The organism is Mucilaginibacter sp. 320_HR (assembly GCF_059691875.1).
The window spans coordinates 976,291-1,001,769 of the sequence record NZ_JCAWAI010000001.1 but is presented as its reverse complement, the minus strand read 5'-3'; the positions used below and the strand labels follow the sequence as shown (position 1 = coordinate 1,001,769).

General features: G+C 43.5%; 24 protein-coding genes. 6 read left to right on the top strand and 18 right to left on the bottom strand.

The features are described from left to right. Nucleotides 1-213 precede the first annotated feature (213 nt). From AC59GT_RS04530 to rpsT, 3 genes are all read right to left on the bottom strand, one after another. Nucleotides 214-444, bottom strand: a complete 231-nt coding sequence (locus AC59GT_RS04530) for a hypothetical protein (RefSeq protein ID WP_497236522.1) — start codon at nt 442-444, stop codon at nt 214-216. Nucleotides 445-545: 101 nt separating this feature from the next. Beyond that, nucleotides 546-1,244 carry a RadC family protein gene (radC, locus tag AC59GT_RS04525; protein WP_497236521.1) on the bottom strand — a complete coding sequence of 233 codons (699 nt, stop codon included), beginning with the start codon at nt 1,242-1,244 and terminating at the stop codon, nt 546-548. Between the two features lie 363 nt (nt 1,245-1,607). Then, nucleotides 1,608-1,862, bottom strand: a complete 255-nt coding sequence (rpsT, locus tag AC59GT_RS04520) for a 30S ribosomal protein S20 (RefSeq protein ID WP_117384097.1) — start codon at nt 1,860-1,862, stop codon at nt 1,608-1,610. Between the two features lie 200 nt (nt 1,863-2,062). Here rpsT and AC59GT_RS04515 point away from each other — a divergent pair, with 200 nt between their 5' ends. Then, complete coding sequence (locus AC59GT_RS04515; protein ID WP_497236520.1) at nt 2,063-3,025, top strand: zinc dependent phospholipase C family protein; 963 nt, start codon at nt 2,063-2,065, stop codon at nt 3,023-3,025. Here AC59GT_RS04515 and AC59GT_RS04510 read toward each other — a convergent pair whose 3' ends face one another. The 10 genes from AC59GT_RS04510 to AC59GT_RS04465 form a co-directional block, all read right to left on the bottom strand. Further along, nucleotides 3,026-3,688 (bottom strand): DedA family protein, encoded by a 663-nt coding sequence (locus AC59GT_RS04510; protein WP_497236519.1) that lies wholly within the window; start codon nt 3,686-3,688, stop codon nt 3,026-3,028. It lies immediately after the preceding gene. A 53-nt stretch (nt 3,689-3,741) separates the two neighbouring features. After that, nucleotides 3,742-4,482 (bottom strand): DUF4397 domain-containing protein, encoded by a 741-nt coding sequence (locus AC59GT_RS04505; RefSeq protein ID WP_497236518.1) that lies wholly within the window; start codon nt 4,480-4,482, stop codon nt 3,742-3,744. An 8-nt stretch (nt 4,483-4,490) separates the two neighbouring features. Then, nucleotides 4,491-5,168 carry a DUF4397 domain-containing protein gene (locus AC59GT_RS04500; protein ID WP_497236517.1) on the bottom strand — a complete coding sequence of 226 codons (678 nt, stop codon included), beginning with the start codon at nt 5,166-5,168 and terminating at the stop codon, nt 4,491-4,493. Between the two features lie 138 nt (nt 5,169-5,306). After that, nucleotides 5,307-6,431 carry a DNA polymerase III subunit beta gene (gene dnaN / locus AC59GT_RS04495; protein WP_117384102.1) on the bottom strand — a complete coding sequence of 375 codons (1,125 nt, stop codon included), beginning with the start codon at nt 6,429-6,431 and terminating at the stop codon, nt 5,307-5,309. 37 nt (nt 6,432-6,468) lie between these two features. Further along, a complete protein-coding gene (gldG, locus tag AC59GT_RS04490) occupies nt 6,469-8,871 on the bottom strand; it encodes a gliding motility-associated ABC transporter substrate-binding protein GldG (RefSeq protein ID WP_497236516.1) in 2,403 nt (800 codons plus the stop codon). Between the two features lie 102 nt (nt 8,872-8,973). Further along, nucleotides 8,974-9,504, bottom strand: a complete 531-nt coding sequence (locus tag AC59GT_RS04485) for a hypothetical protein (protein WP_497236515.1) — start codon at nt 9,502-9,504, stop codon at nt 8,974-8,976. Between the two features lie 76 nt (nt 9,505-9,580). Then, nucleotides 9,581-10,084, bottom strand: coding sequence for a hypothetical protein (locus AC59GT_RS04480; protein WP_497236514.1), 504 nt, complete (start codon nt 10,082-10,084; stop codon nt 9,581-9,583). A gap of 120 nt (nt 10,085-10,204) precedes the next feature. Continuing rightward, nucleotides 10,205-10,708, bottom strand: a complete 504-nt coding sequence (locus tag AC59GT_RS04475) for a hypothetical protein (RefSeq protein ID WP_497236513.1) — start codon at nt 10,706-10,708, stop codon at nt 10,205-10,207. A 197-nt stretch (nt 10,709-10,905) separates the two neighbouring features. Next, the gene (locus tag AC59GT_RS04470) at nt 10,906-11,628 is read right to left on the bottom strand and encodes an ATP-binding cassette domain-containing protein (RefSeq protein WP_497236512.1); all 723 of its coding nucleotides are present in this window, start codon (nt 11,626-11,628) and stop codon (nt 10,906-10,908) included. A gap of 34 nt (nt 11,629-11,662) precedes the next feature. Further along, nucleotides 11,663-12,259 carry a hypothetical protein gene (locus AC59GT_RS04465; RefSeq protein ID WP_497236511.1) on the bottom strand — a complete coding sequence of 199 codons (597 nt, stop codon included), beginning with the start codon at nt 12,257-12,259 and terminating at the stop codon, nt 11,663-11,665. A 98-nt stretch (nt 12,260-12,357) separates the two neighbouring features. On the opposite strand from AC59GT_RS04465, the gene AC59GT_RS04460 reads away from it, so the two are divergent. The 4 genes from AC59GT_RS04460 (at nt 12,358) to AC59GT_RS04445 (ending at nt 18,931) form a co-directional block, all read left to right on the top strand. Beyond that, nucleotides 12,358-13,836, top strand: coding sequence for a glycine--tRNA ligase (locus tag AC59GT_RS04460; RefSeq protein WP_497236510.1), 1,479 nt, complete (start codon nt 12,358-12,360; stop codon nt 13,834-13,836). 104 nt (nt 13,837-13,940) lie between these two features. Beyond that, on the top strand, nt 13,941-15,422 hold the full coding sequence (locus tag AC59GT_RS04455) for a hypothetical protein (protein ID WP_497236509.1): 1,482 nt from the start codon (nt 13,941-13,943) through the stop codon (nt 15,420-15,422). A 132-nt stretch (nt 15,423-15,554) separates the two neighbouring features. Further along, complete coding sequence (locus tag AC59GT_RS04450; protein WP_497236508.1) at nt 15,555-17,729, top strand: tetratricopeptide repeat-containing sensor histidine kinase; 2,175 nt, start codon at nt 15,555-15,557, stop codon at nt 17,727-17,729. Between the two features lie 83 nt (nt 17,730-17,812). Then, a complete protein-coding gene (locus AC59GT_RS04445; protein ID WP_497236507.1) occupies nt 17,813-18,931 on the top strand; it encodes an AI-2E family transporter in 1,119 nt (372 codons plus the stop codon). Nucleotides 18,932-18,992: 61 nt separating this feature from the next. Here the strand turns inward: AC59GT_RS04445 and AC59GT_RS04440 are convergent, their stop codons facing one another. The 5 genes from AC59GT_RS04440 to namA all read right to left on the bottom strand — a co-directional run bounded on the left by AC59GT_RS04440 (nt 18,993) and on the right by namA (nt 24,100). Beyond that, on the bottom strand, nt 18,993-20,330 hold the full coding sequence (locus AC59GT_RS04440; RefSeq protein ID WP_497236506.1) for a M16 family metallopeptidase: 1,338 nt from the start codon (nt 20,328-20,330) through the stop codon (nt 18,993-18,995). A 20-nt stretch (nt 20,331-20,350) separates the two neighbouring features. Then, nucleotides 20,351-21,730 (bottom strand): M16 family metallopeptidase, encoded by a 1,380-nt coding sequence (locus AC59GT_RS04435; protein ID WP_497236505.1) that lies wholly within the window; start codon nt 21,728-21,730, stop codon nt 20,351-20,353. Between the two features lie 63 nt (nt 21,731-21,793). Then, nucleotides 21,794-22,438 carry a DUF4230 domain-containing protein gene (locus AC59GT_RS04430; protein ID WP_497236504.1) on the bottom strand — a complete coding sequence of 215 codons (645 nt, stop codon included), beginning with the start codon at nt 22,436-22,438 and terminating at the stop codon, nt 21,794-21,796. A 52-nt stretch (nt 22,439-22,490) separates the two neighbouring features. Next, nucleotides 22,491-22,910 (bottom strand): OsmC family protein, encoded by a 420-nt coding sequence (locus AC59GT_RS04425; protein ID WP_117384113.1) that lies wholly within the window; start codon nt 22,908-22,910, stop codon nt 22,491-22,493. Between the two features lie 122 nt (nt 22,911-23,032). Continuing rightward, complete coding sequence (gene namA, locus AC59GT_RS04420) at nt 23,033-24,100, bottom strand: NADPH dehydrogenase NamA (RefSeq protein ID WP_497236503.1); 1,068 nt, start codon at nt 24,098-24,100, stop codon at nt 23,033-23,035. A 168-nt stretch (nt 24,101-24,268) separates the two neighbouring features. On the opposite strand from namA, the gene AC59GT_RS04415 reads away from it, so the two are divergent. Further along, entirely contained in the window at nt 24,269-25,465 is a 1,197-nt protein-coding gene (locus AC59GT_RS04415) for a cation:proton antiporter domain-containing protein (protein WP_497236502.1), read from the top strand. The last annotated feature ends 14 nt before the right edge of the window (nt 25,466-25,479 follow it).

Here is a 25,479-nt window from a genome sequence, read left to right as displayed (position 1 = left end):
AGGATTTGCCAGTGAGAGGTGAAAGGGCAAACAGGCTACGTTTGGGTGGAAAGCAAAAAGATGAAAGCATAGAGCGGAAAGCTTAAACACTTTCCCTGAAGGAGATTTGACAGGATCTTAGAATTACAGAATACCCACTCTTAAATCTTAATGTAATGATAAAGGCCCCAATAGGGGCCTGAATACTGCACTGCTTAACTAATTCTGACAATATTATTCGTCGTCGCTATTGTTACCATTTTCGCCCAAATTAAGGGTGTAAGATGGCTCGGCAGCGTCATAAGCCTGACTTGCTTGTGAAGTTTCATCTATTTCGCCAATTTCGTCGTTAGTTTCGTCGAAGCCGTTGCCATGCACATCCTGCTGGCTTGGTTGCTCATCGTTCTGGCCTAATTGGTCGTCCTGTTGTAACAGGTTATCGTCTTGTTCGTCTGGAGTTGCCATGGTAGTATGGTTTATGTTTATAGTGATAGAACGTTGTGAACATGCTGTTGTTTGAATTGATTAAATAATCATGCCTCTATGCAGCTAATCGCAATCTAACGTCAAAGCATTCCTTCATCGCCAAAGCTAAAGTAGCCATTATCAGTAATAATGAGATGGTCAAGCACATTTATATCCAGCAGTTTACCGGCTTCGGCTATTTTCTTTGTAAGGATGATATCTTCCCTGCTTGGCTTAATATTCCCTGATGGGTGGTTATGAATGAGTATCAAGCTGCTGGCCTGGTGCTGGATAGCAATGTGGTATATCACCCTCGGATCGGCCACGGTGCCGCTTAATCCGCCCTTACTAATCAGCTCCTTTGCAATAACCTTGGCAGATCGGCTGAGCAGCATAATCCAAAACTCTTCGTGATTGAGATCCATTAAGTGGCGACGCATGATATTGTAACCATCACGACTGCAGGTAACCTGGTCTGTGACTTTTATTTCCGTCTCGCCACGTCGCCGCCCTATTTCGAGGGCTGCAATAATGGAGATAGCCTTTGCCTCCCCCACTCCTTTAAACTTGCAAAGCTCGGCTATAGATGCCTTCCCAAGTTTGTTGAGGTCGTTGTCGTAATGGTGCAGTATTCGTTTGCTCAATTCAACCGCGGTTTCGTCACGGCTACCGCTGCCTATCAGTATAGCAATTAGTTCTGCATCAGTGAGCGCACGGCGTCCTTGCCCGCTTAGCTTCTCGCGGGGACGGTCTTCTTCGGCCCAGGACTTAATGCTTATTTTTTGCGTGTAGTCTTCCAACTGTCAGGCGTTTGGTTCGCCAATGTAGCAATTATCCCTAAAGAAGTAACTTAAATTAATGATCATCTGGTAGAAACAAACTGTTTCGGTTAAAGCGAAACACCCCGAAACAGCAAAACTAATTAAGTAATTGTAAATCAATAGATTATCTACTGAAGGTGAAACAGCCTGAAACAGCTCTAATTTAATACAACTACTTGTTATTTAACTGTTTACGATAAATTAGCGTTAGGTTGATTTTGCATTGAAGCACCCTGAAGTAATCCCAGGTGAAACACTTTTAAGGAAACGTAGCCGTTAAAAAATTAAACAAAAAAAGGGATAATGCGCTACATTATCCCTTCTAATATGGTGTATAAGCTATTAGCTTAAGCCGTTTACAAATTTTGTAAGCTTGCTCTTGTTGTTAGAAGCTTTGTTTTTGTGAATAACGTTCTTTTTAGCTAAACGATCCAGCATAGAGATCACTTTAGACAAAAGCGGAGTCGCGTCAGCCTTAGTAGTTGTGCCTCTTAATTTTTTTATTGCGTTCCTGGTGGTTTTAGCCTGGTACCTGTTGCGCAGACGCTTCGCAGCGTTTGCCCTAATCCTTTTAATTGATGATTTATGATTTGCCATCGTTACAGCTTGTTATTCTTTTTCTTGTATTTTTGAGGTTGCAAATATAGTGTTGTTTATTTTATTATGCAATAGTTTATGAAACTTTTAACAACACTTACAACATTATAAAACGCCTTGAACACCAGATACAAGCACCTGCTGCAAATATTGTATTAATTTAGCACTATAATCTTTCTCCCTTAACACTGACCTGAACGATGCGCCGCTTTCTTCCGTCCTTTTTCTTCGGCATTGGCATAATTGTACTTTGCAGTTCGTGGGGGTTCTATGCTCACAAACGCATCCACCGCACTGCAGTTTTCATGCTTCCTAAAGGTATGGCAGCATTTTACCGGGCGAACATCAACTACATAACCGAACATGCCATCAGCGCTGATAAAAAGCGCTATGTAGACAGCACCGAAGCGCCTCACCACTTTTTTGATGCCGACCATTATGGCAAGCGCCCATTTGGTTACGTCCCCCAGCATTGGATAGATGCCGCTGCAAAGTATTCGACAGATACGCTGAACAAGTACGGTACACTACCATGGGCCATAGCATCTAACTACTATTGGCTGGTAAAGGCTTTTAAACGGCACGATACAACAGCTATACTCACGCTATCTGCTAACCTTGGCCATTACGTGTCCGACGCGTACACGCCACTGCACCTAACCGAAAACTACGACGGGCAACTTACCGGACAAACCGGCCTGCATGGGCTATGGGAAAGCCGCCTGCCGGAATTATTTAGCGAGAGCTACAATTATAATGCAGGTAAAGCCAGGTACATCAATAACCCACTTTCCGAAGCTTTCAGGATCTGCCGTAGTTCTTATGTCAGCATAGATACCGTACTCCGGGTAGAACGGCTGTTGAGCAAGCAATTTACCGATGCAACCAAATACGCCAAGGAACAGCGCGGCACACGTATAGTGAAGGTATATTCGGTAGCTTACAGCAGCGCTTACCACAAATTGCTAAAAGGCATGGTGCAGCGCAAAATGCGGGCGTCGATAGCTAGTGTAGGCAGCTTCTGGTTTTCGGCCTGGGTAGACGCAGGGCAGCCGGACCTGAACAAACTTATTGCAACGCCTCTTTCGCTAGAACAAAAGCGAAAGCTGAATGAAGAGGATGCCCTGTATCGTAAGGGCAAAGTTGTTGCGTTGAGCAAATAACTACAATTGCGCCTCGTCCGGTTTTTTAGAGACCTTACTCTTAATGAAAGCTATTATTGGTGGCAATAATGATACTACAACAATGCCGATAGCTACTAAAGAGAAATTCTTCTTGAAAAAGGGCACATTGCCGAAAAGGTAGCCACCATAAAGGAAAAGTACTATCCAGGAAAGCCCGCCTATTACATTATAAACTGTATACCTGCCAAACGGCATTTTACCTATACCAGCAACAAACGGGGCTATAGTACGAATGATCGGCATGAAACGGCTAAAGATTACCGCCTTACCTCCATGCTTATCAAAGAAAGCTTTGGTTTGCAGATAATAGCTAAGCTTTAGGATCTTATTTTCTTCTTTGAACACTTTTGGCCCTAGGTAATTACCAAGCGCATAGTTTACACTGTTACCTGCAACGGCAGCAACAATTAATAACAGAGCAAGCAGGTGGATGTCCAGCCCTGACTGACCTCCTGCTATAAGCGCACCTGCCGCAAAAAGCAGCGAATCCCCGGGTAAAAAAGGAGTAACAACAAATCCAGTCTCGGCAAAAATGATGAAGAACAAGATGAGGTAAGTCCAGCTTTGGTATTGGCTGGTTATCTCTACCAGATGCTTATCAATATGTAGAATAAAGTCGATGAGGCTGTGTATCAGTTCCAAGGCTTGCGTGTTTTTGCCTCAAAAATAGCCAAATAAAGCGTATTTACAGCCGACTACTGATTTTTGTCGGGGATGGTGTTCAGGATTATACCCGCATTAAAGGTAGCGGTATCTGTTCTGTTGGGTAAGCCATAAGCATAAATCGTGTAAAGCTTGCCGTCCAACACTGTTGTGTTTCTCAATGTTGTAAGTACAGTTCCCGGTGTTGATGTAGCGGTTATTTTGAAGTTGTATGAACCCGCGGTAATTTCCTTGTAATCCGACACTTTCTTATAAGTGATGTTTTTGAAAGCCAACGTGTCATTGGCTGTTAAAGTTAGCCCTGCACTGCCTGGTGAAGCATTTACTAACCTTATTTTACTTCGACCAACCGCAGGTATAGCACCCGAATCGACCGTAAAAATGTAGGTGAGTGAGCTATCATTACGCAAGCCCGTTAAGAACCACGTATAGCGCACGTTTCGGTTCATGCGCTCTGCCAGGGTTAGCAAATTGCTTTGTATGGTATTGTTACTTACAGCAGGACGAATTTGCAAAGGCGTATCTGCAATATTCATCAGGAAGTAATTTGAAGCTGAAGGATACCTGTAAGTAGTGTTACCCTGCCTGATGAATTCTGCATATAAATACACAGGATTAATATTAGGGCTTACGTTAACAATATTCAAATAGGCGTTTGCAGTACCTACAGATGTGGTATTATCCTTCCCGCAAGACATTAATTGCGGCACTGCCAGTAAAGCACATATTGCCATACACAGATACTTAAAAATGCTACTATTTTTACTTGCCATGTTGCTCGTTATCTGTTCACTATCAGCCCGGTGCCAAATTTACGACCACCCGCACCCGTTATCGATCCCTTTGAAAATAAGGTATATACCCTGCTGCCAACAAGTGTTCGCGTGGTATCAGACAACGGCGTTGTAGAACCGCTTTTAAATACACGAATGCGCTTTAAACCTGTACTTACGGGCAAAAATACCGATGCTGATTGATACCCCCTAATCTTGAAATTTACCGTATCACCAATAAGTACATCAAGGTTTCCTGCGTCCGGGGAGGCATTAACAAACCTGATCTTTGCCCTTCCGGAGGTATCTGCCACCAGGGTATCCAGGGTAGTAAATATTGGCTTATCTGCTTGATTTGTAATAAATAACGAATAAACCTTTGAGGTATCCAGCGTTAAAGTTTGGGTAAATAGCACTTCAGATTTTCCGTACTTTTTAAACTGGTACTCCCGCTCGCCAAACTTCACCGTTAGGTACCCGGCTGAACCCAAAGGGTAAATAGATGATGTGGTATTTATACGGCTGCCGTTAGAGTACAGGTTCAACGTGTCAGCCGAGGCATTTATAACATTTACACTGGTCGTCAGCGATGATTCCTGGGATGGCGCGTCATCGTTCTTCTTGCAGGAAGCAATGACAAAAACCATCAAAAACCACACTAAAAAAACAGGCGCTTTAAAATTCATAGAATAAACAGATGCAATAATAACTGCTTTTTACGACGTTTGTTATAGTACCGGATATTTTATGACCCGGTGCCATTATCTCCCAACAAAAAACCGCCGGCTTTGAGGCCGGCGGTCGATATAATTTGTTGAATATCTTTATGCGTAGCTGTTCAGCATTACCGGCATCACCAGCATCAGCACATCTTCGTTCTCGTCGCCGCCTTGCGGTAATAATAAACCCGCGCGGTTTGGTGTAGACATTTCCAGTGACACCTCTTCTCCGCTCAGGTTCTTAAGCATCTCTATTAGGAAACGTGCATTGAAACCAATCTCCAGATCGTCTCCCTCATACTGGCAGCTTAAGCGCTCGTGCGCCTCGTTTGCAAAGTCAATGTCTTCTGATGATATGTTAAGCTCACTGCCGCTTATTTTCAGGCGTACCTGGTGAGTGGTCTTGTTAGCATAGATAGCTACGCGGTTCAGCGATCCCAGGAACGCCAATCGGTCGATGCTCAGCTTGTTCGGGTTTTCTTTAGGGATAACCGCTTCGTAATCCGGGTAGCGCTCGTCTATCAGGCGGCAAACAAGGTTAATATTGCCAAATTTAAAAAACGCACTGGTGTTGTTATATTCCACAGATACGTTCACATCATCAGCAGGCAATGCCGACTTCAGCAAGGTCAACGCTTTCTTTGGCAGTATGAAAGATGTTGTGCTTTCGGCCTTCGCATCTTTACGACGGTAGCGCACCAACTTATGTGCATCGGTAGCTACAAAAGTAAGGTGCTGGCTGCTTAGCTGGCAATAAACACCTGTCATGGCAGGGCGCAACTCATCGTTGCTAACCGCGAAAATGGTTTTGTTGATAGCCTCGCCTAGCACAGAAGCCGGCAGGTTAACAGATGATGCATTTTCTACCACAGGTATCTTTGGAAAATCTTCACCGTTCTCACCGCTGAGCTTGTATTTACCGTCTCCCGCGCTTATTTCTATCGCAAACGTTTTATCGTCTACCGAAAATGCCACCGGCTGTTCAGGTAACGATTTCAAGGTGTCCAGTAATATACGGGATGGTATGGCAATGCGGCCATTCTCCTTAGCTTCCACCTGTAAAGATGTGGTCATGCTGGTTTGGAGGTCGGTTGCAGAAATGGTTAAGTTACCGTCCTTTATCTCGAATAGAAAGTTTTCCAGTATAGGCAATACTGTGCTATTGCTTAAAGCGCCGCTAACCGACTGCAATTGCTTTAGTAATGTTGTGGTGGAAACTATAAATCTCATAATGGTTGTCTAGTTTATTCAACCAAAAGTATAAAATTTAATGGGCATACTTTCGCCTGCGGATATAATGTTGAAAAATAGCGAATATCAACACCAGGGCTATAGGAACAATATTATTGATGAGCTGCCACTGCAGTTTCTCACTCCTGATCCGTGCCCTGTCAAGCAATCTTATTTGTATCTCTTTGTTCCGTAACGATATCAGGCCCGAGTCGTCGGCCATAAAGTCGGCCATATTCAGCAGCAGGTTTTTATTACCGTAGGTTTGCCGGGTGTAATGGTCATAACCCAGCGGGTATGGCGAACCGTCTGCCCCTACCTGGTTGCGCAAAATATCACCATCGCTCAGCACAATCATTTTTGTAGGCTTGCTTTTATCCAGCACCTGTATCTTTTCGGTAATTCCCGCCGGCACTGGGCGGTTCAAAAAGTCAGATTTAAATTCGCCTTCTAAAAGTACGCCTGTAATTTTCTGCGGGCTCTGGAATTCTTTCGGATCTGGCTCCTGCTCCAGCGCGCGCAGAGACAACATGTGCGGCGTGCTTATTTTTTTGTTGTAGGGAGAAGTGTTGAGCAATACGGTCTTGTTAACGTCTTTTATATCCAAGACATCAATGGTGCTTGCAAACTGGCTGGTAATACCGTCCAGGTTTTTCACTATAGGATGCTTGCTTAGCGGCAGATACACCGGATTAAACAACCAATTTAACAACTGTATTTGCGGTTGACCGCCTGCGTTGCCTGTTGTAACCGGTATTTGCGATGAGTTTATATCGGCTATCAGGTCGTAGTTGATCCGGATACCGTAACTAAACAATTGATCATCCAGATTAAGCTGTTTATTAAACGCTAATTGTTCCCCGCCTTTTCCACGCAGGCTATCCAGCTCGGCACTTACCTGGTCTATGGCCCAAAGCACTTTACCACCATGCATAATGTACTGGTCTACCTTAAACTTTTCCAGTTCCGTGAAAGCTTTGTCGGGCTTGGCAATCACCAGCATGCCCAGTTTACGAAGGCTATCAAACGGTATAGTAGTCAGATTTACACGACCAACCAAATACCCATCAGCCAGTGAACGCATAGCGTCATTCAGCTGAAGGTCGTTCAATTCGTTATGTCCTTCGGTAAAACCTATCCGCTGCTTGCCGCCTGTTGTTACTTTTTTTATGGCTGATGTAAACGCGTATTCTAAATTCTGGATAGAGTTATTCAGTATCTCGTCTGGCGAAAGGTTCATGTTCGCCTGCGACTCAAGTAGCTTTACCGGCAGGCTTTTGCCATTGTAATTCACCAATGCAAACGGGAACATTATTTTTTGCTGTATCCCATCATCAGTTTTCACGCTCAGGTTTTGTGCCTCTATACCTTTTGCCTCAAGGTCCTCGTAAGTTTGTTTTTGCTGCTCCTGCGACTGCCCCTTCATAGGATCAACGAAGGCAAACTGGAGCCGGTCATGACTGTAAGCCTGCAGGTCGCTCAGCATGTCCCTTACTGATGTTTGGAGCCGCTTGATTCCTCCTGGAAAATTATCGCCCTGTAAGTAAACGGTGACATTAACATCAGCCGGCAAACTATCCAGCACCTTGCGGCTGATGGGTGATATGGTGAAGCGCTTTTCTTTAGTAAAATCAAATCGTGTAAAAAGCTTTCCGGATGAAAGTGCCAATGCAAACAGTACACCAAACGAACTGATAAACAAGGCGTTCGTAAGCTTCTTTTGCTGTTGCCTGTGCAATGCAACCAGCGTAAGCAACAAGAAAAAGCCAGACAGCACCAGGAAATAAACCAGGTCGCGGGTATCTAATACCCCACGACTTACCGACTCATAATGCTGTGTTATTCCCAAGGCTTGTATTCCCAGGTTCTGTAGAGACAATAACCCGCTAAGTGAATCGAAACCACTGTAAATAAAAAAACAAAGAAATACGGCTATAGTAAAGGCTATAACCTGGTTACGGGTTACGGAAGATGCGAACAACCCTATTGCTGTAAAGCAACACCCCAGCAGGAACAAGCCTATGTAAGACCCAATAACTGCACCGGTATCTATATTCCCCTGTGGTGCACCTAATGTTGATACACTGAAGTAATAAGTAAACGTGGGCAATAGCGCAAACAAAACTATGGCAACACCGGCAAGGTATTTACCAAGTACGATTTGCACAGCGGTAAGCGGGCGGGTAAGTAACAGCTCGAAGGTGCCCTCCCTGCGTTCCTCTGCCAGTGAGCGCATGGTAATTGCCGGAACCAGGAACATGAAAAGATACGGGGCTGTGCTAAAAAGGCTATCGAGCCCGGCATAGCCATAGGCAAGGATGCTGGTATCCGGAAAAACCCAAAGTAAAAGCCCGAGAACGAGCAGGAAAACACCAATGGTAACATAGGCTACCAGCGAGCTTAAATAAGTTGTGAGCTCTTTTTTAAATATTGGGAACACGTTTGTTTATAATAGCAAGCCGTAAAGTTACGCAGTTGCGGCTTATTAACGGCAGGCTTTTTTATTTACGGTGTGGTGTTTACTGGCGGAAAGAAGCAGGAATTACAACCAGTCGAAACGATAAGCAGCCCTTATGCCCAGTACCTTTATACGTGAGCTGCCCCAGTCTTCGTAACGCAGCGCAAAATCTATACTGCTGCGATTTTTCATAGGCATCATTAAACCAGGCCCAAGCGCTATAACTGCATATTTGCGTTTGGCGTAATTGGTTTCTATAGATATACCGCCTTCACCTTCAAAGTATAGGCCATCTCCAAGGAAGTATTTTACCCCGGCCTTTACAGGTATAAAAGCACCAGCTTTATTAGGGCCTTCCTCAGTACGATAAGCATCTCTAACACGAAGTATTTGGTATCCGCCGGTTGCTGTAACACTCAGGTTTTCACCTACAGGGTATTCTCCCTTGATAGAGGCACCTGCACCAACAGTAAAAAACTCGTTCCGGATAGCTACGGGCATGTCCAGGCCAATGCTGAAAGCTTTATTGTTGTCCTGTTGATACGTATAGTTTTGCGCTTGCACCGAGAAGCAAAAACAAAAACATGTAAAAAGAAGGGCTAAGATTTTTTTCATATTGACAACAAAGGGCTTATTTGGACGTAAACTTACGAAAATGATTGCATTGCTTTTATGATAATCAAAAAAAACGTCACCAGGCCAGGCGGTAGGCTACCCTCAGGGCAGTTTGTTTAAGCCGGCCGCTACCCCAGTTCTCGTATTTAAGGCCAACATCAAACCCTGTATGCTTACCGGTGGAGAACAGAAAACCGGGACCAACAGAAAAGGCAAAGAGTTTATCCTTGTTGTAATTGGTCTCTATCGCGGTTCCCGCCTCGCCTTCTAAATAAAAGCCTTCGGAAAGGTAATATTTTGCGCCCGCTTTTAATGGTATATAGCCGGAAGGGTCCTGCGATCTGGTGCTGCCTATAAGTGCACTTTTGTAGTAAAAGCTGGTGTAGCCGGCAGTAACAGTAAGGCTAACAGATTCGCTCAAAGGAACTTCGGCTTTACCGGAGCCGCCAAAACCAATGTTGTAAATACTGTTTGAAGGGAAACCTAAGTCAACCCCTACCCCAAACGCATTGGATGTAACCTTTTGCCCAAATACGGCAACGGAAAAGAAAATTAATATTAAGGGTAGACAGTACTTCATAGCTTACAAAAGATAATGAGCCAAAGTAATACTTTGCCGATACATCTTAAATATAAATTGAAGTAAAACAAACAGGCCGCCCTTTGAGGAGCGGCCTGTTTATATTGTATTTGGCTTAACTTAGAAGCTGATACCTAAACGAAGCGCAACCTGGCTGGTTGTACCGTTTTTTGACCAACCTTCATAACGAACGCCAACGTCAAAGCCGCCGTCGAAAGTGTAACCTAGACCGGGTGCGTAGGCAAAGCCTGTACCGCCGCCACTTTGTGTACTGAACACAGCGCCTAACTGACCTTCGCCATAAAAGCCCTGGTCGAAGTAATGTTTAATACCGGCTTTCAATGGAACAAAACCTGCGCCTTTTTCTCCTGATACAGCTTTTCCGAAATCATTATAAAAGAACCTTGTATAACCACCAGAAATGGTGAAGAAGGTACCTGTTGCAATTGGCAGATCATATTTCAGATCAAGGCCGCCTGCAAATGAGGAAACATCGTGCGCGCTACCAACAGGTAAACCCGCGTTTAAGCCTAAGCTAAATTTACCGGTTTCGCTGCTTGATTGTGCAAAACATGTGCCTGCTGCGCCTACTACAAACAGGATAGCAAATAGAATTTTTTTCATGATAATGGTTTTATGAATAATAAATATTTGTTCTGAAACAGCTTTATTAATCAATTGTTTTTTTACCGATTAATAAATAAACGACAGGGTACCGCTGTCAAACTGCATTCGGACCAATTGACGCAGAGGGGCACCATCATGTTACAGTACTCAACAAAAAACTTGAAATTAAAGTGCTAAATAACTGATTTTAAGACTTAATTATTCATCGCTATAGGGTTAGTAAGCTCTATAAAGATACTTTCCAGCGATTTATTTTGATTACCTGACCTGATATTACTTAAATTATCATCGGCGACTATTTGCCCCCTATTAATAATTATCACATGGCTGCACACTGCTTCCACCTCCTGCATGATATGGGTAGATAGTACTACTGTTTTGGTTTTACCCAAGTCGGTTATTAATTGCCGGATGCCTATAAGCTGGTTAGGATCTAGTCCGGAGGTGGGCTCATCTAATATTAGCACTTTAGGGTCATGCAATATAGCTTGTGCAAGGCCTACACGCTGCCGGTAGCCTTTTGATAGCTGTGCTATTTTCTTGTGCTGCTCCGGCCCCAGCCCGGTAAGCTCTATAACTTCGGCAATACGCTTTTGAGGATTGTGCAGCTGATGTATGCCTGCTGTAAATCCCAGTGCTTCCTTAACATACATCTCAGTATATAAAGGGTTACTTTCGGGTAAATAACCAATGTTCCTCTTCACCTCTAAAGGCTGTTGGCCAATGTCAAACCCGCATACAGATGCAGTGCCACTTGTTGGCGGTATAAAGCAGGTAAGCATTTTCATGGTGGTAGATTTTCCTGCACCATTCGGCCCTAAAAAACCAAGTACACCTGTATTGGCAGAAAACGACACGCCATTTACAGCTTTCTGATGTCCATAAATTTTAGTGAGTGTATCTACCTTAATGCTCATGACTTCAAAGTTAGCTTTTTAAACTAAACAGCATTCAGGGTTTTACCACATAAAACAGCTGATCAAACCTTGTACTTTTTTTTGTTACCGTAGAATTGGTGCCGCTTATAACTGTTGTTACCGAAGCCTTTTTGCCGTCTTTATACCTGTAAGTTAGCAATAAGGGCTGGTTGTGGTCTGCTGTTAGCTTTACATCGGTCAGCACAACTTCTTTCCTGTTGGACTTAAGCCAAAGCGATTTGTTTATCAGCGCTTTAGCTTGCATGTACTCGTTCAATGGCATAAAATAAAGCAGTTCCTCAGCCCCAGCTTTAAAGTATTGTACATAAACCGCACCCTGCTGATCAACGAGGCGGGCGTAGCTACCCGGCGTAATTGATTGTAAGGTAACAATGGTTTTCCCACCTTCTGTAGCTTTAACAAATGTTTCCGCTGTGGGATTGGCCCACAAATGCAGATAACTCCCAAAATCGCTCTTATTACTGTCTACAGGTAAGAGGATATACTTTTCACCTATTGTAGCCGAAAGTTCCCTTGGGTGGTAATTGGTAGCAACTTCTTTAACGCTTTGTGCACTCGCACCCGTCAGTGTAAATGCAAAAAGCATAACAGCAATCAATTTCTTCCACATATCTATTTTATAAAGCCGCATAAACATACCACATTAATAGTTATTTCATAAAAAACGCAGCTTTTAGCTTTGTGCCTAAATTGTATCTTTGCCGCACTATGAGTAATACCACCGAAGACATTTTTAAGAATGTTATTGCACATGCCAAGGAATATGGCTTTGTTTTTCCGTCCAGCGAGATCTATGATGGCCTCAGCGCCGTTTACGATTACGGCCAAAATGGTTCGGAATTAAAGAACAACCTGAAAACCTATTGGTGGAAGGCCATGGTGCAGATGAACGATAATATTGTTGGTATAGACTCCGCCATATTTATGCACCCTACCATCTGGAAAGCAAGCGGCCACGTAGACGGCTTTAGCGACCCGATGATTGATAATAAAGACAGCAAAAAACGTTACCGGGCAGACCAGTTACTGGAAGACCGCATAGCCAGTTTAGACGAAGAAGGCAAAACCAGTGAAGCAGAAGAGCTACAATTGGAAATGGACAACGCTTTAAAGGCCGAGAACCTTCCCCGTTTACGCGAACTTATAATTGAGCAGAATATCAAATGCCCTGTTAGCGGCACTGCCAACTGGACCGATGTACGCCAGTTTAACCTGATGTTCAGCACGCAGGTGGGCGCCATTGCTGATGAATCGGATACTATATACCTGCGCCCGGAAACGGCACAGGGTATTTTTGTTAATTACCTTAACGTTCAAAAATCCGGCAGGATGAAAATTCCGTTTGGTATTGCCCAAATTGGTAAGGCTTTCCGTAATGAGGTGATCGCTCGTCAGTTCATCATCCGTATGCGTGAGTTTGAGCAAATGGAGATGCAGTTTTTTGTTCGTCCGGGTACACAGCGCGAGTGGTTCGAAAAATGGAAAGAAACACGCCTGAAATGGCACCTTTCCCTTGGCACAGCTCCTGAAAAGTACCGCTACCACGAACATACCAAGCTGGCTCACTATGCCGATGCCGCGTATGATATAGAATTTAACTTTCCGTTTGGCTTTAAAGAGGTTGAAGGCATACACAGCCGTACTGACTTTGATTTGAGCCAGCACGAGAAGTTCTCACGCAAGAAGATGCAATACTTTGACCCGGAAGTTGACCCGGAAACAGGCAAACCTTACGGTAACTACGTGCCATACGTGATAGAGACCTCGATAGGCCTTGACCGTATGTTCCTGCTAACGCTGATCAACGCTTACGAAGAAGAAGATCTGAGCACCGAGGAAAGACAAGACAGCCGTACCGTGCTGCGCCTGCACCCTTGCCTTGCCCCTGTTAAGGCAGCCATTTTCCCGTTAACAAAGAAAGATGGCCTGCCGGAAAAAGCGCGCGAGATAATGGATAGCCTTAAACTCGATTTTAATTTGCAATACGAAGAAAAGGATGCTATCGGCAAGCGTTACCGCCGACAGGATGCAATCGGCACGCCTTTCTGTATTACGGTTGACCATCAAACATTAGAAGATAATACCGTTACCATCCGCCACCGCGATACCATGGCACAGGAACGTGTGCCTGCCGACCAGCTGGATAAGATTATCGGCGATCTGGTAAGCTGGAAGAACGTTTTATAGCAGCAGCTTTACTCCTGATATATTAAGGGCTTCCATTGGGGAGCCCTTTTTGTTTGTTCCGCATTTTCTTGAAAAGATGTATCTTTCGGCACCTAATTAATTTTATGAACAAAACCTTACTTATTACAATTTCCATTGTATTGAACTGCCTTTGGGCAACCGCTCAGGACGAACGCCCGGTAATAGAAGATTTCGCCAAAGGAATAAAGGATGTTAACACCATAGTGGTTAATGAAACCCTTAACGTACTACAAATAAACCTCGACAATGAAAAATTTGACCTCGTTGGCATTGACAATAAAATGCAGGAGAAATGGCGGGTCACCCTGGAAGGTTACGCGTTGGGAGCCGGCAAGTTCAAGAACAAAATAGTAGCCCTCGCATCAACCGACCACACTTTTTTCAAAGGCAGCAACAACATATTCAAAGCTTATTCGGTAGATCCTGCTAGTGGTAAGCTCCTGGTAGAAAAGGTGGTTTACGCCGGGAATAACGATTACATGAGCTATCCGCAAATGTCTACCGGTAAGGGCGACTTCTTTAAGATTGCGGTACGGCAAAGCGCTTTAAAACGAAAGTTGCACGTGGGCCTACCCGGTCCATTGGCTTTGTTTTCATTCAACTCTTTCGCCAAAGATTTTAATACCACTACAGACCTGCAGGTAGTAGACCTTGACGAACATCTGGAGCCGCTTAACAGCTTTAAACCTGCAATTTCAAACGGCAGCTTTGTAAGCTCTACCTGGAACAGCAAAGGCGATATGTTTATAGGTTGGTTTAATGGCCCTAGTATTGAAGTTTACAAATACGAAGCAGGCCAAACCTCACCATCTGCCCAGCTAACAGCAAGCGTATCATTTGAGGAAAGCAAAACCGCGGATTTGAGTAATACTATGAAATTTCTGCCATCAGAAAAGAGTGATATTCTTTACTATGCTACGTTGTATAAAAATGATGACAGCAAGGTTGAACTGGGTGTAGGCAAGCTGGACTTCAAAACAAACAAGAACTTGTTTGAGCCGGAAGTGTATGATAAGACTACCCTGAAAACAATAAAAAAGAACTTTATACCCGTAAATAAAGAACTAGACGATGTTGACATGGGGTATCCAAGTGGCCTGCGGTTAAGATTTATGGAAGAGGTAGAAGGAGAACTGGTGGTGGCACTATCCTCGCAATCGGCACTTGCAAGCCAAAACTCAACCTACCTTACAGAGAATGCACTTATTTTAAACGGTTACAATCCCGAACTCAGGTACACTTACCAGACAGTTTTACCAGCAGGCTATACGGTACACGTAAACTGGCTGCAAACCGGCCGCCATATTGTTAAGAATAAATTACACCTGGTGGCTAATAACCTTACGGGCATGCGTACTATGAAAGGGATGTATGGTGTACTTGATGTTAAGACAGGTAAATGGGACAAGATGGAAGCCCTATCTAAAAAGCACATTGACAAAACCGATTTTGTAGATGGCAGCTCGATATTGTGGTTTGGTAATGGATACGTAGTTCCCTATCTATCTTACAAAGGGCTTATGAGTGCAAAGCTTAATGTTAGTCTTCAACAAAACGAATATTGATAACTACTATTAATAATAAGCTTACAAATAGCTTATCTGCCGCTATGTAAACTCATTATAAACAGCAAAATATTAAGTATATTAATCTTTAACGATATATCTTTATCCCTCAAGTTTAATAATTGTTTGATATTGAAGCCGGCACTGATATTAGTTGTTGTTATAAACATAATTAGCACGCATGCGCTTGCCTACCAACCGGCTCAATCTGTTAATAAGCTTAAGGCCAAGTTGCTTGCTAAAGAACAGCAAACTGATACCGCTGCTGTAAACATCCTTAATACCATTGCTGAAGAGTTTTACGAAAGCGCGCCCGATAGTACAGTGCACTATGCAGAAAACGCACTTACAATTGCAAACAAACTCAACTATACCCGTGGTAAGGCTGATGCGTTTGTGCAGCTAGCTTCCGTTAACAACTTCCGGGGCCAATATGCTGCAGGTACAGGAAATTACAACAAAGCACTCCAACTTTACCTCTCGGATAAAAACCAACTTGGGGTAAGTAAAGCGTACATGGGCCTGGGCAGTATACAGGATTATCTTGGAAACTATACTGTGGCGCTGAATCTTTATGAAAAGGCTCTTGCCATACGCAAGCAGTTGGGCAATCAGCAGGAAGTTGCCAATAGCTATGCTATTATAGGCATTACTTATGATAATAAGGGGCAGTTCACAAAAGCGCTGGATAGTTATTTTAAGTCGTTGAGTATTGATCTAAAACTTAATAATCATCTCGCAGCTGCGGACAACTATTGCAATATAGGTGTGGTAATGCAGCACCTGGAGCTTTGGCAAAAAGCAATGGATTACTTCAACAAAGCAAATGCTTTGTGGCTGCGCCTGGAGGATAAACAGGGTATAAGTACCATTAGCCAGAACATTGGCGAGGTGCTCATGTCGCAAAAGAAGTATAATGAGGCAAATAGTTACTTTCAAAAGGCGCTTAAAGATTACCTGATCCTGGGCGACCAGGACGGCATAAGCCTGGTGTATTATGATCTCGGAATAGTGAATTATCATCTGCAAAAAACCGATTCGGCTATATTTTATCTCAAGAAGTCACTCGAGTCGGCAACTGCAAACAACATTCAGTATAACATGGCCTATGCTTACGGAGGTTTGGCGCTTGTTTACAACTTAGAAAAGAGATATTCCGAAGCATACGCTCATGCTGTTTCGGCTCAGAAACTTGCCGGCAAACTACAAAGCCTGAATACACAAGCTGATGCTACACTGCAGGTAAGCAACGCATTGGCCGGTTTAAAGCGATTTGATAAAGCTTACGAGCAGCACCGCCTTTATACAAGCCTGCGAGACAGCTTAAAAAACGATGAAACGCTGCAGAAATTCGCTTCTTACAACATGGCCATAGACTTTGAGAACAATCAAAGGAAAGCCGTGGCTAAAGAAGCTCAACTGGTAAAGAAAATAGAGCAGCAACGGGTTGCAAACACCATTTACGCAATAGTAATCGTGATTATTACCATTATGATGATCATCTATTATAATGCCAAACGTAAACAGCTAAAAGCAAATGCCATGCTCGCCGAAAAAAACAGGGAAGTGCTTGAGCAAGCAGAAGAACTTAACGGACTAAATACGCTTAAAGACAGGCTGATTAGCATACTGGCACATGACCTGCGTGCACCGCTTAGTACGCTAAGAGGAATGTTCGCGCTGCTTACCCAACATGATATTACCCCGGAGGAATTTGCCGAGATGGTCCCTTTAGTATCCGGCAAACTGGAACATACCTCCGATTTCCTGGACACCCTCCTATTTTGGATAAACAGCCAGGTGGATAACATTACGGATACAACCAAAAGCTTCTGTCTAAGCGATGTAGTGAAAGTTGAATTAGAGACTTTACAAGATCAGTTAAAGCAAAAAAACATAACCGCTATCAACTCTGTAACAACCGGGCACGTGGTTATGGCAGACCCTAATTCTATAAGGATAGTGGTACACAATTTTCTTACTAATTCTATCAAGTTCTCGCATGAGAACAGCTTAATAGAAATCAAGGCTCAGGTTGTAAACGGTGAGGTACTCTTTATGGTTAAGGACCATGGCATTGGAATGAGTAATGAGCAGTTAGGTAAACTGTTTAAGCGCAAAGTAGAAAGCCAACCCGGTACAAAAAATGAACGGGGTACCGGTATGGGCCTTATCTTCTGTAAGGATCTAGTCGAGAAGTATAACGGCCGGATATGGGCCAAAAGCGATCTGAATGCCGGCACTGAGTTGGGTTTTGCGCTCGCCTCTGCATCATTGGTGGTAGAGAGTTCACCTAAGCTCGTGTAAGTTACCCTTTTATAAACTTGCATTCGTACCAAAACAATTTTAGCCCTTATAGCCTTGTGTGTTAAGCTACCAGGCTACTCAAAATGGGAATTAAAATAAAGGATCAGCCTTTTTATATACAAAGCACAGCCGTACTATTTGGGCTCGTATTAGTTGTTTACGCATTAGCAACACTCAGCGAGATACTTATACCACTTGCATTTGCCGCATTCCTGGCGATACTGCTTAACCCACTTGCAAACCGTATGCAGAAATGGGGTGTTCCAAGGGTACTTTCAATTGTACTGGCATTGTCTGTAGCGTTTATTACTGTAGCTTTAGTATTTTATTTCCTATCTACCCAGATCATCCAGTTTGGAGATTCACTGCCTATGCTTAAGCAAAAGCTTGGCGAGGTCACCATTACTGTAAAGCAATGGGTAAATACCACCTTTGGCGTCCCTATAACCAAACAGGACCAAATGGTAAAGGAAGCACTAAACAACAGCCAGGCTATGTTAGGCAAAACTTTGGGCGGCTTGCTGGGAACACTTGCTATCGTATTCCTGTTGCCTGTTTACATCTTCTTCATGTTATTGTACAAAACCCTTATCCTTAATTTCCTATACGAGGTGTTTGCGGAAGAAAATTCTACAAAGGTGAGCGAAGTGCTTAAAGAAACAAAGGGCGCCATTCAAAGCTATATAGTTGGTCTGTTAATAGAAATGATAATTGTAGCTGCGATGAACTCGCTGGCACTGGTACTATTAGGTGTAAAGTATGGTATCCTGATAGGATGCATTGGTGCTATACTTAACCTTATCCCCTATTTGGGCGGGATCATAGCAATAGCATTACCGGTGTTAATGGCCACTGTTACCAAGGATGGCTTTTCAACACAGTTGGGTGTAATAGGTGCGTATATAGTTATTCAATTTATTGATAATAATATACTGGTACCGCGTATTGTATCATCTAAAGTGCAGATAAACGCGCTGATGTCTATTGTTGTAGTGCTGCTGGGCAATCAGCTATGGGGACTGTCGGGCATGTTCTTGTCAATTCCCTTTGTGGCTGTACTGAAAATAATATTCGACCGTATAGAGGAACTGAAACCATGGGGTAAACTTCTTGGTGATAACATCCCTACGCGGCACATGGGAGAAATGCTCAGAAACAGGTTAAAAAGAAAAGCTGTATTGCCACAAAATCAGCAGCCTTAAACAAAGATTAATAAAAAAGGCCCATAACATTATGGGCCTTTTTTATTAATGATAATAGTAATTAGTGACTGACAGGATTGTCTCCTTTGTTTAGCGTACCGTTGGTAAACAATAAAGGGTTCACCTTCTTAGTATCTCCCTGGTATACCCAAACAATATTACCTATGTACTTGCGAAAAGCATCACTCACCTGTGCCGTGGTGAGTTTTTTTACTTCATCAACAAGCGTTATCGAACGCATCCAGTTATTGTGCAGCACCTCGTTAGAAATAAGCGATGCAGCCTGTGCTTCGTTAGTTTCATTCTTATAATAAAAACCTGTCAGGTAAGTAACCTTCATATTTGCTACTTCATCATTAGCAAAGCCTTTTGATTTTATGCCATCTACCAGTTTATCAAATACGGCTATGTATTTGTCGGGCTGCGTAGTTGATACGGAAAATCTTGCTGTAGCGGTGGTGCCGGTACTGAACCAGGCCTGAGGAGCATACGACAGGCCATTGTTGGTGCGTATATCCAAAAAATGTTTATCAGCAAAAATGCGCATTGCTACATTAAAGGCGTTATAATCCGGTGTACCAGGTGCCGGGCCACTGGTAATACCTTCTACATAATTGGTTGCCAAATCACGTTTTTCAGACGAGAAGGTGTTTTTATAAACACGGAAAAACTCCTTCTTAGGTGTAAAAGGAGTGCCTTGTTTAACACCGGCCAGCATTGCAGCTACTTTAGCCTCTATATCTGCTTTTGGCAGGTCGGCCACAACAACAATCACCATTCTTGACCTGGTGAGTATTTTATTGTAATATGCCTTTGTTTCAGCAGCGGTAAGCGCCTGTAAGATAGCCACGGTACCGTCCGGGTCCTTAGCGTAGTCGCGTCCTTTAAATGCCACCTTATCGGCGTATTTATCTATAGCTGCATCAGGCTGCGCATCGTTAGATTTCAGGTTGTTTATGGCGTCCTGTTTTATCCGCTCAAACTCTTTGGGGTTAAAGGCCGGCTGTGTAATAGCTTCGGCATAAAGCGGCCAAACTGTATCAAAATCGCTTTTAATACAGTTCATACTAATCAAGGCATAATCTTTAGTATCATAACCATATACCTGTGCGCTTACTTTATCAAGCGCATTCTTAAAGGTATTTTTATCATGTTTTAGTGTTCCGCATTCGGTAAGTGCATTAATGGCCATAGATTCAATACCCATCTTTTCGGCAGGATAATTTTGCACGCCCCCCTTTATAGCGGTTTGTACCACCACAATATCGTTACCGCTTGGCTGTACAATAACCTTAACACCGCTGACTATGGTTTCATAAGGCTTATTTTGCGCCTTAGCAGTACCGGCGCCAATCATAGCTGCCATTGCCAGCAGCCCTAATAATTTTATCTTTTTCATGTCGTGTGTACTGTTAAGGGTTATTTAGCTTTAAAAAATGCATTTACATTGCTGGCTTTTGCCATTTCAGGATTGATAACCATACCTGCTACAAAAGGCTTGTTGGTTATGTAACCGTTAACATACTTAGCTATGTCAGCGCGGGTAACTTTCTGGTAATTATCAGTTAGGTTGGTACCATAATCAAGCGATGTACTGCACCACATAAAACTCAATTGACTTGGCAGGCTTGATGGCTTTTCCATTTCGCGGCTATGGTTACGCAGCAATATGGCTTTTGCATCAGTTAATTGTTCATCGGTATAGTAATCGGGTTTATTCCACTGGCTCACCTGGTTTGTAACTTCGGCATAACATTCTTTTAGCTTATTTGGGTTTGGCACCACAAATAAGGTTATAGCTCCTGTATAATGGCTGGTGGTATAGCTTACGCTGGCACTGGAAGCCAAACCTTTATCTACAAGGGCTTGCTGCAATTTTGAGGAGTTTAGTCCTAAAATGGTCGAGAATACATCCGCAGCTACAGTCGATGCCGAATCGGTAACGTAAGCTGGCCCTTGCCAGGCAACTTCCATGTAGGGTGTTTGCGCTATTGTGGTTTCTTTTACTATCCACTGGCTTTTATCGAGTGGTTTAAAGGGCGGTATTGGGTACTTTTCATGAGGGTTAAAGCCGCTGCTAGCCCAGTTGCCAAAAATGTCCTCCGCTTTCTTAAATGCGTCGTCATGCTTTACGTCGCCGCAGATGGTAAGCAAGCTATTATTGGGGAAGTAGTACTTGTCTTTGATAATCATCATCTTTTCAGGCGTAGCTGTGTTAATGATCTCGTGTACACCAATGGGCATTTTACGGGTGATCAGATCGCCCCAAAGGCCTTTGCTTACTTCATAGTACAGTTGAAAATACGGGCTGCTTTCTGCACGCTGAAACTCACCGTCAACCACGGGCCTCTCCTTTTTCATATCTTCTTCCCGGTATATAGGAAACCGGATTGCAGCGTTCATAAACTTAAGGCCTGCGTTCAGGCTGTCTTTATCGAAAGTAAAAAAATAGTTTACCCTCTCTACATCGGTAGTGCCGTTCCAAATGGCGCCAAGTTCCTGCGTACGCTTCAGGAACTTCTCCTGGTCAGGATAATCTTTATTGGCCTTAAAGAACATGTGCTCAAAAAGGTGAGAGAGGCCGCTATATTCAGGACCTTCGGTGTAAGCACCGTTCTTTACAGCAATTTCAATAGTAGCCAGTGGCACTTTGCTGTTCTCGATAACGACAACTTCAAGTCCGTTCGGCAATTTTTTCCAGAAATATCCCTGGGGGAGCTTCGGCTGGGCAACGGCACACACGGAACATAGGATTCCAACTGCGCCAGCGGTTAATAATTTGATAAGTTTGGCCATCATATCTATGGTTTGGTTTTCACCATAAATATAATTAGAAATATTTCAAAACGATGATTATAGTTGTTATTTGAACTGTATGACCACCTTTTTGTTGGACACGTTTTCCAGAAAGGGCTGGAAAATAAGCGAGGCATTTTTTTGAGCCTGTCCCAGCAGGTTCATCTGCCCGGCAGTTGTAAGCATCTTTTTCTCGGCTATTTTATATACGTCCTCTACCATATTCTTGGCTTTATTGGGGAACCAAACACCCGAAACATCATACACCCTTGATTTCTGATGATCAAGTTTTACATAGCAAATTTCCGGTTTTGGCAGTGTAACAGAAACACTGTCCTGGCCGTGCTGTACAATGTCAGCCTTTTTGACTTTTGTAAGATCTATACATGCGGTAACCTCGCCTACTGCAACAAACAATACACGCGAGTCTGGAAGGATGGTATGCAGTTCTTTTTTCTCTACTACATCTTTCATGGCGTATTTTACAAGTTCAAGTTTCCCCATTGATACTATGCGGGATACCATAATGTCTTCGGTCACTTCTGTCCTTGTTGTGGTAAACTGATGTTTGATGTAGAAAAACAGGAACACCAGGAAGCCGGTAATCACAAGGGCTACCAGCAAAGTAAGCGAAATGCGTGAACGGGAAGTGTTTAGCATGTTGATGGGTGTAATATAGCTACAACCAAAAACAGCAATGGTTTGTACCATTGCTGTTTACCGCTATATTATAGCTTTGTTCTTATTCAGAAGTTCTTTGAACTTACGCGTATGTAACGTTTAAAGTAATTGGCACGCTTAAAGCTTTAGACACTATACAGCCTGCTTTAGCACCTTCTGCTACTTCTTTAAATTTAGCTTCGTCAACACCGTCTATTACTGATGCTTTAAGCTCCAGGTGAATGCCTTTAATTTCCAGCGCTTGCATATCCAGATCAAGGATAGCATCAGTAGTAAGGTCGCCCGGTGTAATGCCTTGCTGTGTAAGCGCAGCGCCAACTGCCATTGTAAAGCAACCTGCATGAGCTGCAGCTATCAGTTCTTCGGGGTTAGTGCCAATGCCGTCGGCAAAGCGGGTTTTGAAAGAATATTGTGTTTTGTTAAGGATAGTGCTTTGAGTGGTTATCTCGCCCTTGCCTTCTTGCAGGGTGCCGTTCCAATGTGCATTTGCTGTACGTTTCATGGTATGTATTGTTATGAGTTTATGCTAAGTTAGTTATCTGCTTAAATAATTAAACAGGTAAGCTGATATTTAATCTGAAGTTTACATTCAGATGCAGTGCCGCATATAAGCTGACGATGTGATTACCATTTAGCCCGCTCGTATTGCAACGGCCACTTAATTTCCTGACCCAGTTGATGCGCAGCACGTAGAGGAAAATGCGGATCGCGAAGCAGTTCGCGTGCTAGAAATACCAGATCGGCCTGGCCGGTCGTGATAATGGCATCAGCCTGTTCAGGTGTTGTGATAAGCCCAACAGCGCCTGTTGGGATGCCTGCCTGCTCTTTAACAGCCTGTGCAAACCCTACTTGATAGCCTGGCTTTAAGGGGATACGAACCCCGGATACATTGCCACCGCTGGAGCAGTCGATAAGGTCTACGCCTTTATCTTTCAATATTTTGGCAAGCGCTACGGAATCGTCGATTGTCCACCCTCCTTCTGTCCACTCACTGGCAGAAATCCTTACAAACAGCGGGTATTCCTCCGGCCAAACTTCCTGCACTGCTTCAACTGTCTCCAACACAAAGCGTATCCTGTTCTCGAATGAGCCGCCATACTCATCTGTACGAAGGTTGCTTAGTGGCGACAAGAAGGCGTTTAACAAATAGCCATGTGCACCATGTAGTTCAATCACCTTAAACCCGGCTGCAAGCGCACGCACTGTTGCTGATTTAAAATCGTCTATTATCCTTGCTATTTCACGCTTGTCCAGTTCAACCGGCGGCTGCTCCGATGCAGAAAAAGCAATAGGGCTTGGGCCAAGTGTTTGCCAGCCATTTTCATGCTCTGCAGATATTTGTGCTCCGCCTGTCCACGGTTGCGCGTGGCTTGCTTTACGGCCGGCATGCGCCAGTTGAATGCCTGCTACTGCACCTTGATCCTCAATAAAATTGGTTATCTCTTTAAGCTTTGCAATGTGTTCGTCTTTCCATATTCCAAGATCGGCATAGGAAATACGCCCTTCGGGAGATACAGCTGTAGCTTCAGTAATAATTAACCCGGCTCCCCCAATTGCGCGGCTGCCCAGATGTACCAGGTGCCAGTTATTAGCAAAGCCATCAATGCTGGAGTACTGGCACATTGGCGACACTACTATCCGGTTACGCAATTCAATACTTTTGATTTTTAAGGGAGAGAAAAGATGCGGCATGTCAGATTGTTTTTTTTGCAAATATGAGAAGTAACAACCACAGCAGTCTCACGGTTTTGTAAAATAGGCCTGTGCAGCAGATTGCCGCATAAATGAACATTTTTTGGGTAATTTACTTACCTTGCCAACGCAGTTAATTCTTGTGTTCACCCCTGACAACCCAATAATTTGACTACTTACACTACACTTATTATACTCAGCGGCCTGGTAATCTTCAGCTACCTGTTTGACCTGATCGCAGGAAAAACCAAGATTCCATCAGTGATATTGCTGCTATTCCTGGGCATTGGCATTCGGCTGGTGGTAGATTATTTCCAATTGTTAAAGTTCAATTTTACACCGCTGCTACCTGCTTTAGGTACACTGGGGCTTATACTTATTGTATTTGAAGGGGCGCTAGAGCTTAAGTACACCAAAGATAAAAATGCTGTCATCAAACGATCTTTTATATCCGCGTTAAGCATACTGCTATTTACGGCACTGCTAATAACCGGGGCATTTTACTACATCACCGGCGAGAGCGTTTACAAATGTTTTATTAACGCTATACCCTTTTGCGTAGTTAGCTCAGCAATTGCAATTCCATCGGCTTCAGGGTTGGATAAAGACAAAAAGGAGTTTATCATTTACGAGTCCTCCTTCTCAGATATTCTTACGGTAGTATTGTTTAATTTCATGATCAGCAATACTCACATAAACTTTGGATCATTTGCCAAGTTGGGTGTAGAACTTACGCTGATATTGTTTGTCGCTGCGGGCTCGTGTCTGCTTTTGCTTTATCTGATTGGCAGGTTGAGCCATCATATCAAATCGTTCCTGGTTATCTCAATACTGATAATGGTTTACAGTATCGGGCAGTCGTTCCATTTGTCTTCCCTTATCATAGTGCTGGCACTGGGCTTATTCCTGAATAATGCGCGTCAGATAAACTTTAGCTGGTTTAACAGATTTTTCATCTATCCTAAGCTCGGATACGACATTAAGCAGCTGTTCCAATTATCCGCAGAAAGTGCATTTCTTATTCGCACCTTCTTCTTTATCATATTCGGCTATACTATGGATATCCTCCAATTACAGAACTGGACGGTACTGGTCAACGGAGGTATCGTACTACTATCTATCTACCTGGTGAGATTTTTATACATCAAACTGGCTTTAAAAACAAGCTTGATCCCGGAGCTGGTACTCATCCCCCGCGGATTGATAAGTGTATTGCTGTTCTATAATATCCCTGCTGATATTAAGCTACCTGAAATTGGTACAGGGTTACTATTCGTAGTGATATTAGGCACCAGCGTTATCATGAGCCTTGGGCTACTTGGCACCAGTCGGCCACCAAACACACAGGAGTTTCACGACGTTTAATTACCGGGGGTATT

Excerpts from the sequence above, each read along its gene's own strand:
- AC59GT_RS04530 (WP_497236522.1), bottom strand. The coding sequence starts at position 444 with ATGGCAACTCCAGACGAACAAGACGATAACCTGTTACAACAGGACGAC.
- rpsT (WP_117384097.1), bottom strand. The coding sequence starts at position 1,862 with ATGGCAAATCATAAATCATCAATTAAAAGGATTAGGGCAAACGCTGCG.
- AC59GT_RS04515 (WP_497236520.1), top strand. The coding sequence starts at position 2,063 with ATGCGCCGCTTTCTTCCGTCCTTTTTCTTCGGCATTGGCATAATTGTA.
- AC59GT_RS04505 (WP_497236518.1), bottom strand. The coding sequence starts at position 4,482 with ATGGCAAGTAAAAATAGTAGCATTTTTAAGTATCTGTGTATGGCAATA.
- AC59GT_RS04500 (WP_497236517.1), bottom strand. The coding sequence starts at position 5,168 with ATGAATTTTAAAGCGCCTGTTTTTTTAGTGTGGTTTTTGATGGTTTTT.
- dnaN (WP_117384102.1), bottom strand. The coding sequence starts at position 6,431 with ATGAGATTTATAGTTTCCACCACAACATTACTAAAGCAATTGCAGTCG.
- AC59GT_RS04485 (WP_497236515.1), bottom strand. The coding sequence starts at position 9,504 with ATGAAAAAAATCTTAGCCCTTCTTTTTACATGTTTTTGTTTTTGCTTC.
- AC59GT_RS04480 (WP_497236514.1), bottom strand. The coding sequence starts at position 10,084 with ATGAAGTACTGTCTACCCTTAATATTAATTTTCTTTTCCGTTGCCGTA.
- AC59GT_RS04475 (WP_497236513.1), bottom strand. The coding sequence starts at position 10,708 with ATGAAAAAAATTCTATTTGCTATCCTGTTTGTAGTAGGCGCAGCAGGC.
- AC59GT_RS04470 (WP_497236512.1), bottom strand. The coding sequence starts at position 11,628 with ATGAGCATTAAGGTAGATACACTCACTAAAATTTATGGACATCAGAAA.
- AC59GT_RS04465 (WP_497236511.1), bottom strand. The coding sequence starts at position 12,259 with ATGTGGAAGAAATTGATTGCTGTTATGCTTTTTGCATTTACACTGACG.
- AC59GT_RS04460 (WP_497236510.1), top strand. The coding sequence starts at position 12,358 with ATGAGTAATACCACCGAAGACATTTTTAAGAATGTTATTGCACATGCC.
- AC59GT_RS04455 (WP_497236509.1), top strand. The coding sequence starts at position 13,941 with ATGAACAAAACCTTACTTATTACAATTTCCATTGTATTGAACTGCCTT.
- AC59GT_RS04445 (WP_497236507.1), top strand. The coding sequence starts at position 17,813 with ATGGGAATTAAAATAAAGGATCAGCCTTTTTATATACAAAGCACAGCC.
- AC59GT_RS04440 (WP_497236506.1), bottom strand. The coding sequence starts at position 20,330 with ATGAAAAAGATAAAATTATTAGGGCTGCTGGCAATGGCAGCTATGATT.
- AC59GT_RS04435 (WP_497236505.1), bottom strand. The coding sequence starts at position 21,730 with ATGATGGCCAAACTTATCAAATTATTAACCGCTGGCGCAGTTGGAATC.
- AC59GT_RS04430 (WP_497236504.1), bottom strand. The coding sequence starts at position 22,438 with ATGGTACAAACCATTGCTGTTTTTGGTTGTAGCTATATTACACCCATC.
- AC59GT_RS04425 (WP_117384113.1), bottom strand. The coding sequence starts at position 22,910 with ATGAAACGTACAGCAAATGCACATTGGAACGGCACCCTGCAAGAAGGC.
- namA (WP_497236503.1), bottom strand. The coding sequence starts at position 24,100 with ATGCCGCATCTTTTCTCTCCCTTAAAAATCAAAAGTATTGAATTGCGT.